The organism is Maribacter spongiicola, assembly GCF_004364165.1.
GTDB classification, from domain to species: domain Bacteria; phylum Bacteroidota; class Bacteroidia; order Flavobacteriales; family Flavobacteriaceae; genus Maribacter; species Maribacter spongiicola.
Genome location: NZ_SOAY01000011.1, coordinates 14,172 through 26,533 on the forward strand (window position 1 = coordinate 14,172; position 12,362 = coordinate 26,533).

The following is a 12,362-nucleotide window of genomic DNA, read 5'->3' on the forward strand; positions in this document are numbered from 1 at the left end:
ATTATTTTCTATAAAAAGAGGTGGTTAGGGTGTTCGTATTCCCTACATTATCTGTAACGGTAACTTCAAGTACACATTGCGTTTGATCTGTAATCTTATCATCAAAATTATAGGTCAAAGTATTACGCTTAGGTTCGTATTCCATTAATATCCATTCGCCATTTAATGTAGCAGAATATTTATCTATACCACTTAAGTCGTCAGCTATTTGTACACTCAAGTATTTATAATTGTTTAACCATTGCTTGTCTTTGAAATTCTTGGTTCTAATAGTGGGCGCAACAGAATCTTTAGCTAAAGTATAGGTACCTAAATTACGGGTGCGTGTTGTAAATTCATTACCTCTTTTATAAGTATTTGCATGGTTAGGTCTAAGCTTAGAATCTAATCTAGCAATAAATAATTGTTTTTGTTCTTCTTTTGAATATTTAGACACATCAAAAGTTATAGTGAAATTTCTATGCGCCGGTACCGTGTTGTTATGAATGGTTACTGTGTCTTTTCCTTTTTTTAGATCGATATAAAAATCTTCGTAAAAGGTATTGGTGGGAAAATATACTTTAGCGACGCCTAAATCAAAATTATTTGGTTTTTTGGCAATTACGTAATTATCGGTTTTGACAATTTCTTTTTTGTTCCCCAATAAATTTTTTGTACCATCAATGGGTATATTCAACACAATCTTATTACCGGCATAATCTTTAATCAATAATTTGGCGGTATAGCTTAAACCGTTGGCTACCGATATTGATCCCTCGTTGTAGAGTTCCTTATATATATTCAGGTTATTACCCGCCGATTTAAAACTCTTTTGAATACGCTCTCTTGTTCGTCCATAATAATCGTAATCTACCAAAGTGTTTATGTATCTGGTTTCACCAAATGAAAATGATTCGAAGTCGTAAAGAGAATAGATTTTACCGTTAACACTTAGTTCAACACTATAAACTCCGTTTTTATTTGCAGCCATATCTAAACGATCAAAACCAACAAAACCAATTCCGATTTCACCAAGGGCAGAAACTTTATCTGCTAAAAAAGTGCCGTCACTCTGTTTACTGAAATTAATTTGGGTTCTCTCATAATTATTATTTACATGAGATTTGTCATTTAGGGGATACGCGAAAAGTTTTTCAATTATAGGGTTGGTAGCATCGGCAACGTCTAAGCCATACATTAAAGGGTTGGTCGGTTTTTCAGAAATACTACTTCTAATTTCGAAATGTAAATGCGGACCAGCAGAACCACCTGTGTTGCCGCTATAAGCAATTAATTCGCCCTTCGATACTTTTAACTCTCCGTAGTCAGGAAATACTTCTACCTCAAAAGATTTTTTATCGTACTGTAGCTTTTTTATATAAGCTTCAATAGCAGGAGAGAATTTTTGAAGATGCCCGTATACAGAAGTGTATCCATTTGGGTGAGCGATGTAAAGAACTTTGCCATAACCCCAAAGTGAGACCTTAATACGGGTAATGGTACCATCGCCGATAGCGTTTATAGGAATGCCTTCTCTTTGTTGCGTTTTAATGTCAACACCAGAATGAAAATGGTTTGAACGTAGTTCGCCAAACGTACCCGCTAAAATAATGGGGATATCCATTGGTGGACCAAAACCATCTTTCGGATAATTTTCTTGTGCGAAAAGATTAAAACAAAATAATAATAACAGACCAAGGGATATTTTTCTCATAGGTAGACAGCAATAGTGCGAAAATAATTAATCAATAACAATTTCGTTAAGTTGAGGGCGCTAAAATTGGTTATAAAGAGTTTATTGTAATGTATTCTGAAATTAAGAACGACAGATTTACGAATATTTCACAAAACTATTGCTAAGTCATATAATGTATGTTAACTTTGTGTAAATCGCATTGACTGTAATGTATGAGCGAGTTAATTAAAATCGTTAATTCTTTAGAAAATAAAATTAGCAAATTGTTGCTTAAACTTGAGGTTTTGAACAATGCTAATATTGAATTGGAAAAAGAATTAAGGAATATAAAATCTTCACAAGAAAATACCAGTAAATCGGTATCTGAATGGGAAGAAAAATATAATTCACTCAAACTTGCAAATTCAATGCTTGGCAGTAATACAAACAAAACAGAAGCTAAGCTTAAAATAAATACATTAATACGAGAGTTGGACCATTGTATAGCTCAATTGTCGGAGTAATGTTTATAATAATATGTCAGAAAAGCTCAAAATAAAACTTTCTATTGCCGATAGGGTCTATCCATTGACTATTGACCCTGCTCAAGAAGAAGGTTTGCGTAAAGCCGCTAAAAATATAGAACAGTTGGCAAAAAAATTTGAGCAGAACTATGCAGTTAGAGACAAACAAGATGTATTGGCAATGTGTGCCTTGCAGTTTGCATCAAAAATAGAGCAGAGTGGCATAGAGCAAACAGAAGGTACCAAAGAAGCTGAAGAACGTTTAAAAGCGTTAGAAGATTTGGTAGATTCAAAATTGGCTTTAAAATAAAAACGTTCTTTTAAATATATTAAGTTACTGCCCACATTGGTAATACCTTTTGACAAACTCAACATTTATTTTTTTTAAGAAGGGTGAGTTTAGATTGTAAAAGCAGGCCCTACTCGTATAGGGATTCTTGATCAGTCTGTTAACCCTAAACCTGTTTACCGGAGTTTGATCAAAACTTCTCCAATGTGGGCTTTTTTTTATTAATAAATTACACTATGGATAGTACAATGATAATTATTGCCGCAATAGTTGGGCTGGCAATCGGTTTTGCAATAGCAAAATTTTTGGAAAAAGGGAAAGCCTCTAAAACCATAATAAACGCAAAGAAAGACGCTGAACGCATATTAAAAGATGCAAATGCTGAGGGAGAGAGTGTTAAGAAAGAAAAGATTTTACAGGCGAAAGAGAAGTTTTTAGAATTAAAAGCGGAACATGAGAAGGTTATTAATAGTAAGGATAAAAAAATAAGCGACGCTGAAAAGCGTACTAGAGATAAAGAATCTCAAGTGAGTAGTGAGCTTGCCAAAAACAAGAACATGAACTCTCAATTAGATGGTAAAATGAAAGATGTAGAACAGAAAATAGAACTGTTTCAAAAGCGTCATGAAGAGTTGGATAAAATGCATAAAAGCCAAATTCAACAATTAGAAGTTATATCTGGTCTTTCTGCAGATGAAGCTAAAAATCAGTTGGTTCAGAGTTTAAAGGAAACTGCAAAATCTGATGCTATGGCTTATATTCAATCTACGGTTGAAGAGTCTAAACTTACAGCACAACAAGAAGCACGTAAAATTATTATCAATACTATACAACGAATAGGTACTGAAGAGGCTGTTGAAAACTGTGTTTCTGTTTTTAATATTGAATCAGATGATGTAAAAGGACGTATTATTGGTAGAGAAGGTAGAAACATAAGAGCATTAGAAGCTGCTACAGGTGTTGAAATTATTGTTGATGATACTCCAGAAGCAATTATTCTTTCTTGTTTCGATTCAGTAAGAAGAGAGGTAGCAAGACTTTCACTTCATAAATTAGTGACCGATGGTAGAATTCACCCTGCAAGAATTGAAGAAGTCGTTAAGAAGACCGAAAAACAGATTGAAGCAGAAATTGTTGAAATCGGTAAGCGTACTGTTATAGACTTAGGTATTCACGGGTTACACCCAGAGTTGATTCGTGCAGTGGGTAGAATGAAATATCGTTCTTCTTACGGACAAAATCTTTTGCAACACTCAAGAGAAGTTGCTAAACTTTGTGGCGTTATGGCGGCTGAGTTAGGGTTGAATCCTAAGATAGCTAAACGTGCAGGTCTTTTGCATGATATAGGTAAAGTGCCGAATACGGAAAATGAAGTAGAAACCCCACATGCAATCTTAGGAATGCAATGGGCCGAGAAATACGGAGAAAAAGAGGAAGTTTGTAATGCTATTGGTGCTCACCACGATGAAATTGAAATGAAAACCTTAATTGCACCAATCGTTCAGGTTTGTGATGCTATTAGTGGTGCTCGACCAGGTGCAAGAAGACAGGTGTTAGATTCTTATATTCAACGTTTAAAAGACCTTGAAGAGGTTGCATTTGGCTTTAGTGGTGTGCAGAAGGCTTACGCAATACAAGCTGGTAGAGAGCTTCGTGTTATTGTTGAGAGCGAAAAAGTAAATGATGATAGAGCTGCTCAATTGTCATTTGAAATTTCTCAAAAAATACAGACAGATATGACCTATCCTGGTCAAGTAAAAGTTACGGTAATACGTGAGACAAGAGCTGTCAATGTAGCGAAGTAATTTTACTTTAGAATATAAAAAAAATGCCTCTATGAAATAGAGGCATTTTTTTATGGTTTTTGCAGAGAGTTTATCCAATTCTTCAACTTCTCTTCTTCTAAAGGTGATAGTTTATTTTTTCTTCCTTTGGGCATTTTTCGAGTTGTAAATACCTGGTATTCTATTGTTTTTGCCAAAATATTCATATTTTCAAGGGTGAAGATTGTTCTGTTCCTCTTTTCCTCATGGCAGAAATTACACTTGGTATTTAAAACGTAGAAGGCTTCTTTTTGTAGTGTTTGAGTTTGGTCTATGGTGGTTTCACTATCTTTCTTTGAGCTGAAGTCAGTAAAGGTATATAGGATTACTACCACCCATAAAAAAGATTTGACAGGGGTTAGCATGGTTAACCTATATTTTTAGAAAGGGTAAAATTAAAATATACACCTTCTTTATTGTCTTTTCTTTTACCGATGCTAATTGTACCGCCAAGTTTATCTAAAAGAGCTTTAATAGTAGTTAAGCCAATACCGGTATCGTTAGTGTTTTCTGTACCTAATTTTTCGAAAAGTGTAAAAACTTTTTCCCAATATCGCTCAGGTATTCCCGGTCCATTATCCTCGTAGGTAAATGCGTAAAAATCTTGATTTTCTTTAAAACCTATCAATATCTCAATAGTAGGTTTGTCGGTGAATTTTATACTGTTAGAAATTAAATCTTTGAATATTTGATGAAAACTGTTTAGGGAGTGGATAATAGTTTTATTACCGTTTTCTAATTGTAAATGTACCTTGGTAGCATCAGATTGTTTATTGAGCACTGATGTAATCTCTTTTGAAATATCGAACTCTTGTAAATTAATCTGTGCATTTGTTATAGCATTGTAGTTAATAATGCCGTTAACCAACGACTCCATATATTCCAACCTATTATCGATAATACCTAAGTAATTCGGAATTTCAGTTTCCTTAATAAAATCTGAGTAATCTTCTTTGATGAAGCCTACAAGAGAGCTTATGCCCAAAAGGGGAGTTTTCATGTCATGCGCCAAACGATAAGACAAATGTTTTAGCTGATCATTCTTTATACGTAACTCTTCATTGATAATTTTTTGTTGAATATTCTGCCTTCTGAGTTCTAGTTGAGCCATTACTTGATCGGCAAGATCTTTTAATGAAGCCCTTTGTCTTTCGGTAAATTCATTTCGGGGTTTGGTATCTATCACACATAATGTACCTATAGATTCACCATCTTTGGTATTTAAAGGTGCGCCTGCATAAAACTGAACAGACGGACCACCAGTTACTAATGGGTTGTCAAAAAAGCGATCATCTTTATTGGCATCGTTGACAACGAATAAAGAGTCTGGTGTGTTTATTGCATGCGCGCAAAATGCTAAATCTCTAGGAGTTTCGGTAGCATCTATACCATGATGGGATTTAAACCATTGTCTGCCTTCATCTACTAAAGAAACTAATGCCATAGGCGTATCGCAAATATCTGCTGCAATACGGGTTATGGCATCGTATTCTTTTTCTTCTAAGGTGTCTAGAACGTTAAAGCTCTTTAAAGCTTCTAAACGTTGTTCTTCGTTTGTTGGTATTTCTGGTTTAACCATATAAAATCGATAACTAAACTATTATAAGTAAGTAATTTCATACATTTAAAACGTTCGAATTACCCTATTGGTATATAACTTCAATTGTTCAATTATATCAACCAAATTTTATAAACCGATATAAGTAAATACTTGTTTTATATGGTTAAAACTATTCTTCAGTTTTAGTTTCTTCAGATTCTTCAACCTCTTCGTCTTCTTTATTCAGGTTGTTTTTTAAGATGTTCAATTTTTTCAATTTAGCTTTCCAGGCTGCTAAAGATTCTTTATGCTGGTTGACTCTTTTTATAACATCTTGTACCAAAGGATTACTTTCAGATGCGTTAGAGAAAAACTGTAAGTTATTTTCTAGCTGTCTAATTTCGTCTTTGCTCTCGCCTATCTTTTTTCTGATAAATGCACGCTCATTCTGTATAGCTCGTTCTTGATTGTCGTTATTGCTAAGCTGCTGAATCTTATTACCGTATTTCAACAGTTCAGATTCTTGCTTGCTCACACCACATTTTTCATATAGGGCATCTATAATTTTATCAAATTTCTGATTGATGTTTTTCTTTTTGAAAGGAACTCTTCCGTATTTTTTCCATTCTTCAGAAAATTTCTCGATTGCTTCTAAATCTTTAGCTTTGTCACCACTTAATTTAAAGGCTTTAAGACGGTCAATACATTCTTCTTTTTGTTTAAAATTGGCTTCCTCTTCCTTAAAGGCATCATTTTTAAGAGCGTTTAACCTGTTAAAATAGTGATTACAAGCGGTTTTAAACTCTTTCCATAATTTGTCTGAGTATTTTCTTGGAACATGCCCAATTTTTTTCCATTGCCCTTGAATGCGTTTCATTTCTGCCGTGGTAGCATCCCAATCATCGCTATCTTTTATAGAAACAGCAATCTCTAATAAAGATCTCTTTTTGTCAAGGTTTTCTTGTTGTTCTTTTTTAAGATTTTTATAGAAAGCATTTTTGTTTTGATTAAATGCTCGTACCGCTGCCTTAAAACTATTCCACGTTTTTGAATTTACTTTTTGCGGTACTTGACCGGCTTTGAAAAAAGCTTCCCTAAGCTCCTCTAATTTTTTAATCTGTTGTTGTAACGTTCCATGATTACTTGAAACATTGGTACTTAGTTCATTAATTTCGGCAATAATTGCCTGTTTGCGTGCTAAGTTTTCTTCTTTTAACTGGTCAAGATTTTTAAAATAATCTTGTCTTCTTTCGTGTATTATTTTGGTTGCAGCGCTAAAACGATCCCAAATTTCTTCTCTATGATCTTTGCCTACCGGACCTAAATCTTCTTTCCAGATTTTATGTAATACCTGTAACTCTCTAAATGCTCTATTTAAGTCTGGCTCTTTAGATAACTCTTCTGCTCTAGCAACTATTTTACCTTTCTCTTCTAAATTATGTTTAAAGTCTAAATCTCTTAAATCTCTGTTGATATTTAAGAAATCATAGAAAATTTCAATGTGATGGTGGTAAGTCTTCCATACATTGTTATAATCTGCTCGAGGTATAGGACCAGCATGACGCCATTTTGCCTGTATATCCTTGAAATTATTGTAAGTTGTATTTATATCTTCTTCAACGTTTACCAACGCTTTTAACTGTTCAATAAGATCTAACCTATATGTTAGGTTTTCTTTATGACTTTTCTCTAAGCTTTTGTAATGTTGATTTCTTTTGTCTCTATACTCAGAATAAACTTCGGTAAACTGTCTTTTGTCCACAGAATTATATCTAAAATCTATTTCATTACCACCGTTAGCTATGAACTCTTCCTTTTTTTCTTCTAAAAATTCATCAAACTTTTGGTTGAATTCGTCTTTTATAGCGTCTACGTGTTTTCTTATTGCCTGAACTTTCTCGTTCTTCACCAAGCGTTGTAATTCGCCTACTAAATTTTCCATGTTCATTTCATGGTAATCTGGCATAGGAATTTCATGTCTCTTTTCCGTATCGGTATCCTCAGCATCTTCAGCATTAGAATCGTCAATTTCATCCATTACATTGGCTTCTACTGACTCTTCATTAGATTTGGTCGATGTTTCGACTTCTACCTCTGTAGATTCTTCAACGGAATCAACTGTTTCTGACTCTGCGTTTTCAGCAGTTTCTATTACAGTTTTTTCATCTATTGAATTCTCTGTTAATTGTTGTTCTTTATCCTCAGACATAATCCTAAATTATATGTTTACAAGATAGTAACAACCCTACGATTGGCAAAGAATTGATTGTTCTTTTTAGCTATATATAATTGAATACACCTTAGCAAAATGTAGAATTTGAAATGTATTACTAAAAGAGAAGTTTAAGAACAGAAGGTTACTGGTTCCAAATTCCCCAAGATTTTTCGGCTTGAAACTCTAGCATTCTATGTCCGTTACAAATCGATGCCCCATTGGCTTTACCCGCAGATAAAAATGCGGTTTCTTCTGGATTATATATGAGGTCAAAAAGCAGATGTGCTTCACTAATTTTCGAATACGGTATTGCAGGTTTCTCTTCTATTTTAGGGAAAGTGCCTACCGGAGAACAATTAATGATCAAGGTGTGTTCAGCTATGATATTATCGGTGAGCTCATTATAGGTATACCCATCGTTTTTTCCGCTTCTAGATACAAAAGAAAACGTAGTGCCTAATTGTTCAAGTACAAATGCCACAGCTTTTGATGCCCCTCCGGTACCTAAAATCAGTGCTTTTTTATGATGTTCTTTTAAATGGGGTTCAAGTGATTTTTGAAATCCGTAGGCATCAGTATTGAAACCAACTAAACCATTTTTAGTAAATTTTATGGTATTTACGGCACCTATCTTTTTGGCTGCAATATCGATATCGTCTAAAAAAGCCATGACTTCTTCTTTATACGGAATGGTAATATTTAGCCCTTGTACATTTTTAGTATTATTAAAAATGGTCGGAAATTCTGAAATAGACTGTATATCGAAGTTTTGATATGAGCAATTATCCAATCCCATATCTTCGAATTTCTTTTTAAAATATCCTCGTGAAAATGAATAAGAAATGTCTTTTCCTATTAAGCCGTAGTTAGCTTTCTGTCTTTCTGTTTTTTCCATACCAATCTAAAAGTAACAAAATACTAATACCAAATATAATAAAGAAGATAGCAGTCCAGTTTTCTACGGTGGTCATATCTGGCAAAAACCGTTCGTAGTTCATTATTATGCCTTTTCCGTTAGAGTCTAAAATAGTCTCCCCATCTATTCCTGTTTTAAAAATAGTTTTTTTCCAAGGCCAAACAACTCCTAATGATCCTGTTATAAATCCCAATATAGTTGCCGTAGTAACATGTTTATAATGTTTTAATACGAAAGTCAATACATGAGAAAGAGTTACTAGACCAGTTGCTGATCCCAAGGTGAATACAGCTAAAATTTGAAGGGTATGTAATCTTTCGGTATTAGAAGTGAAACTAAAATCGCCCATTAATAATTCTGAGAAAGTATCATATAATGCGTTAACGGAGTCTACTAATAACAGTACATAATTACCTAAAAGAATTAATATAAAGGAACCCGAAAGTCCGGGTAATGTCATACCCGACACACTGATTATTCCGCATAAAAAGATAAATAGTAAGTTGTCGTTTTCTTTCGCTGGACTAAGGAAACTAATGGCTACGCCAACACTTAATCCTATAATAGCTGCTGTAAATGTTTTCTTTTTCCAGTAATCGAAATCTTTACCTATGTAGTAAATGGAACCTAAGATCATGCCGAAGAAAGCAGACCATACATACAGTTCATGTGTTTCTAAAAAATAGTCTAGTATTTTAGAAATACTAAAATAGCTCACCAGCATGCCGAAAATGAGTAGCGTTAGAAATGAGCCATTTATATATCTGTAGAAACTTTTAAGCCTACCATTAATAAGAAGCTTAAATGCTTTTGCATTTATTTTCTGAAGTGAATAAATAAATTCTTCGTAAAAACCACCGACAAAGGCCACAATACCACCAGATACACCAGGTACTTTATTGGCAGCACCCATGCAAAGCCCCTTTACGACCAAGAAAAATTTATCGGTAAAGGATCGGGGTTCGTTCATGTAGGTTTTTGCTTTACTTCTTTGAAGCTGATTTTTCTAATATAAAAATAAGAGAAAAACCTATTACGGCGGCTACAATAGCAAAGGTTAATTGATTATCGCCTTGAAAAGCGAAAGGTGAGATGTTTTCATCAATAATAATTTCTTTTTTACCAATCTGAATAATCTCAATTATATTCTTCCATGGCCATATTTTGTTCAATGAACCTAAGATGAATCCTGTTAAAACAGCTAACGTAGCATCTTTATAATTGGTAAACATCCACTTTAAAATTCTAGCAAAACTTAAAATACCAAAGGCTGCACCAAAAGCAAAAGTGACAATAATACCAAAATCTTTTTCATTTACGGCTTCTAAAACTGTTTTGTAAGAACCCAGTAAAACCAATATAAAAGAGCCAGAAATACCTGGTAATACCATGGCACAAATGGCTATAGCACCAGATAAAAATATAAATGGTAGGCTTCCAGAACTAGCAGAAGGGGGTAGGGTAGTAATATAGAAAGCACTTGCAGTGCCTATTATGAATAATATAATCGCTAGTAGATTCCACTTTTTTATCGATTTGGCTACAAAAATAACACTTGCCAATACCAAACCGAAAAAGAAAGACCATGTAATAATTGGGTGTTCTTCTAATAACCAAGCAATAACTTTTGATAGCGAGAAAATGCTAATCATCATACCCAAGACCAAAGCTAACAGAAAGTTGCCATTTAACTTCTCCCAAAACTTTTTAAAGCCTTCTTCTTTTAAAACTTTTAATGTAGTAAGATTGACGTTATTTATAGAGGTAATGAATTCTTCGTATATGCCTGTTACAAAAGCAATTGTACCACCAGATACGCCTGGTACTAATTCTGCTATACCCATAGCCATACCTTTTAGAGATATGAAGGTATAATCTTTAAGTTTTCTATTCTCCATGAAATGTAGAACCTTTTCTATGAGGTTTTATTGTATTTTCTTACAATTTCTTGCGTCCATTCAGACTTACCATATTCTGGAAAGTTTTCAGTGAACAAATGTAGTTTTTTCAGCTTCTTATCAATTTTCAATGCATCCATTAACATAATACGTGCGTTAATTGGATCTTCGGCCAATAATAAATAGCCTACAGAATTATATAATAGCTTTAAATTATCAGGATAAAATTCTCTTCCTTGATTTAAAATTTCAACTGCCGCTGCTTCTTCTCCATTAATATGCACTACTTCTGCCCAGTTCAACCAAGTTTCCAATTCAAAATTACCTAAATCTACCGCTTGTTTAAAAGCGAAATCTGCTTGGTCATAGTTTTTTAGCGCCATGTGAATTTTGGCACATTTTTTCCAGTATTGCGGATTTTCACCATCTATATTCAGCGCCTTATTGATGTAAAAAATGGCCTTTTCAAAATCTTTAATACTGTAATATAAATTTGTTATCGCGAGCCAGCCTTTATCTAATAACGGATCTTCATGAACGGTTTGGTAGAAATAGTATTTTGCCATTTCGGTATCTTTCAACTTTTCGTAACATTTTCCTATTCTTAAAAATGCATGAGATGTTGGATCCTCAATAGAAATGGTTGTCTCGTAATTTTCAATAGCCTCTTTATACCTTCCTAATTTTTCTAGTACTTTACCTTTTTCAAAGTAAGCACCTATAAAAGTATCATCAGAAATAATGGCAAAATCAAAAGCCGTTAAGGCTTCGGTAAACATATGTTTATAGTAATATTGTTTACCTAACTGATGCCACGCAACTTCGCAATATGGGTTGTTTTCTAAATATCCGTTTAAATAGATAATGGCACCATCATAATCTTCAAGAAACTCAAAACAATACACCACATTGTAAAGTGAAGAATAATCTTCTTCGTCGAACTCTACACATTTCATAAAGCTCTCTTTGGCATTTTTGAAGTTGTCCATAAACAGATACTCCATGCCTAAAAGGCTATAAATATCAAAACTATTTTCGGTGAAGCTTAATGCTTTTTGCAGCAAATCAATGGCACCTTCGTGATCATCTCTTTTCGAAAAGATATTGGCACGTTGAATATAAATTTCATCGTTGTGTTTATCTAATCGTTGTAGTTCATCTAAAAGTGCTTCAGCTTTTTCCATCTGGTTTTCAAAAACCATGACTTCAACCTGAAGTAATTTTAATTCTATTGAAGCTGGGTGTTGCTGTAGGCCTATTTTAATTCCTTTTTTAGCCAACGAAATCTTCCCGTGATTTAGGTAGTGGTGCACAATATCCTCAAAATCTTCGGCATCAAAGAAATAGACATCGTCTGTCTTCAACATTGATTCGAATTTTGTAATTGGCTTGTCCGGTCTCTCGTTAGATTCTAACGCCATAGGAACTTTTTGGTTTTACAAGATATTTTAAAAGTAAGTGATTGTATGGGTTTTCAGCCATCTTAGGAATCGATATTATTAA

At 33.8% G+C, this 12,362-nt stretch carries 11 protein-coding genes and 1 other RNA gene; 4 read left to right on the plus strand and 8 right to left on the minus strand.

Features of this window, described 5'->3' with window-relative positions:
• Window position 1: 1 nt before the first annotated feature.
• Window positions 2-1,693: a M23 family metallopeptidase gene (locus CLV90_RS08360; RefSeq protein ID WP_133687068.1), complete on the minus strand. Its 1,692-nt coding sequence runs from the start codon at window positions 1,691-1,693 to the stop codon at window positions 2-4.
• A 194-nt stretch (window positions 1,694-1,887) separates the two neighbouring features.
• Here CLV90_RS08360 and CLV90_RS08365 point away from each other — a divergent pair, with 194 nt between their 5' ends.
• The 4 genes from CLV90_RS08365 (at window position 1,888) to rny (ending at window position 4,272) form a co-directional block, all read left to right on the plus strand.
• Window positions 1,888-2,178, plus strand: a complete 291-nt coding sequence (locus tag CLV90_RS08365; protein WP_133687069.1) for a hypothetical protein — start codon at window positions 1,888-1,890, stop codon at window positions 2,176-2,178.
• A 13-nt stretch (window positions 2,179-2,191) separates the two neighbouring features.
• Window positions 2,192-2,488, plus strand: a complete 297-nt coding sequence (locus CLV90_RS08370; protein WP_133687070.1) for a cell division protein ZapA — start codon at window positions 2,192-2,194, stop codon at window positions 2,486-2,488.
• 56 nt (window positions 2,489-2,544) lie between these two features.
• A non-coding RNA gene (gene ssrS / locus CLV90_RS08375) (6S RNA) lies at window positions 2,545-2,655 on the plus strand.
• A gap of 48 nt (window positions 2,656-2,703) precedes the next feature.
• Complete coding sequence (gene rny / locus CLV90_RS08380) at window positions 2,704-4,272, plus strand: ribonuclease Y (protein ID WP_133687071.1); 1,569 nt, start codon at window positions 2,704-2,706, stop codon at window positions 4,270-4,272.
• Window positions 4,273-4,322: 50 nt separating this feature from the next.
• Here the strand turns inward: rny and CLV90_RS08385 are convergent, their stop codons facing one another.
• The 7 genes from CLV90_RS08385 to CLV90_RS08415 form a co-directional block, all read right to left on the minus strand.
• The gene (locus CLV90_RS08385) at window positions 4,323-4,655 is read right to left on the minus strand and encodes a hypothetical protein (RefSeq protein WP_133687072.1); all 333 of its coding nucleotides are present in this window, start codon (window positions 4,653-4,655) and stop codon (window positions 4,323-4,325) included.
• Between the two features lie 2 nt (window positions 4,656-4,657).
• Window positions 4,658-5,869 carry a sensor histidine kinase gene (locus CLV90_RS08390; protein WP_133687073.1) on the minus strand — a complete coding sequence of 404 codons (1,212 nt, stop codon included), beginning with the start codon at window positions 5,867-5,869 and terminating at the stop codon, window positions 4,658-4,660.
• Between the two features lie 151 nt (window positions 5,870-6,020).
• Window positions 6,021-8,039 (minus strand): DUF349 domain-containing protein, encoded by a 2,019-nt coding sequence (locus tag CLV90_RS08395; RefSeq protein WP_133687074.1) that lies wholly within the window; start codon window positions 8,037-8,039, stop codon window positions 6,021-6,023.
• A gap of 148 nt (window positions 8,040-8,187) precedes the next feature.
• Window positions 8,188-8,940, minus strand: coding sequence for a shikimate dehydrogenase family protein (locus CLV90_RS08400; RefSeq protein ID WP_133687075.1), 753 nt, complete (start codon window positions 8,938-8,940; stop codon window positions 8,188-8,190).
• Window positions 8,912-9,931 carry a DUF368 domain-containing protein gene (locus CLV90_RS08405; protein WP_133687076.1) on the minus strand — a complete coding sequence of 340 codons (1,020 nt, stop codon included), beginning with the start codon at window positions 9,929-9,931 and terminating at the stop codon, window positions 8,912-8,914. The genes CLV90_RS08400 and CLV90_RS08405 overlap by 29 nt, the downstream gene beginning before the upstream one ends.
• 13 nt (window positions 9,932-9,944) lie before the next feature.
• Window positions 9,945-10,859 (minus strand): DUF368 domain-containing protein, encoded by a 915-nt coding sequence (locus tag CLV90_RS08410; RefSeq protein ID WP_133687077.1) that lies wholly within the window; start codon window positions 10,857-10,859, stop codon window positions 9,945-9,947.
• A 17-nt stretch (window positions 10,860-10,876) separates the two neighbouring features.
• Window positions 10,877-12,280, minus strand: coding sequence for a tetratricopeptide repeat protein (locus CLV90_RS08415; RefSeq protein ID WP_133687078.1), 1,404 nt, complete (start codon window positions 12,278-12,280; stop codon window positions 10,877-10,879).
• Window positions 12,281-12,362: the final 82 nt, after the last annotated feature.

Coding starts and splice junctions, on each gene's coding strand:
- CLV90_RS08360 (WP_133687068.1), bottom strand. CDS start 1,693: ATGAGAAAAATATCCCTTGGTCTGTTATTATTATTTTGTTTTAATCTT.
- CLV90_RS08365 (WP_133687069.1), top strand. CDS start 1,888: ATGAGCGAGTTAATTAAAATCGTTAATTCTTTAGAAAATAAAATTAGC.
- CLV90_RS08370 (WP_133687070.1), top strand. CDS start 2,192: ATGTCAGAAAAGCTCAAAATAAAACTTTCTATTGCCGATAGGGTCTAT.
- rny (WP_133687071.1), top strand. CDS start 2,704: ATGGATAGTACAATGATAATTATTGCCGCAATAGTTGGGCTGGCAATC.
- CLV90_RS08385 (WP_133687072.1), bottom strand. CDS start 4,655: ATGCTAACCCCTGTCAAATCTTTTTTATGGGTGGTAGTAATCCTATAT.
- CLV90_RS08390 (WP_133687073.1), bottom strand. CDS start 5,869: ATGGTTAAACCAGAAATACCAACAAACGAAGAACAACGTTTAGAAGCT.
- CLV90_RS08395 (WP_133687074.1), bottom strand. CDS start 8,039: ATGTCTGAGGATAAAGAACAACAATTAACAGAGAATTCAATAGATGAA.
- CLV90_RS08400 (WP_133687075.1), bottom strand. CDS start 8,940: ATGGAAAAAACAGAAAGACAGAAAGCTAACTACGGCTTAATAGGAAAA.
- CLV90_RS08405 (WP_133687076.1), bottom strand. CDS start 9,931: ATGAACGAACCCCGATCCTTTACCGATAAATTTTTCTTGGTCGTAAAG.
- CLV90_RS08410 (WP_133687077.1), bottom strand. CDS start 10,859: ATGGAGAATAGAAAACTTAAAGATTATACCTTCATATCTCTAAAAGGT.
- CLV90_RS08415 (WP_133687078.1), bottom strand. CDS start 12,280: ATGGCGTTAGAATCTAACGAGAGACCGGACAAGCCAATTACAAAATTC.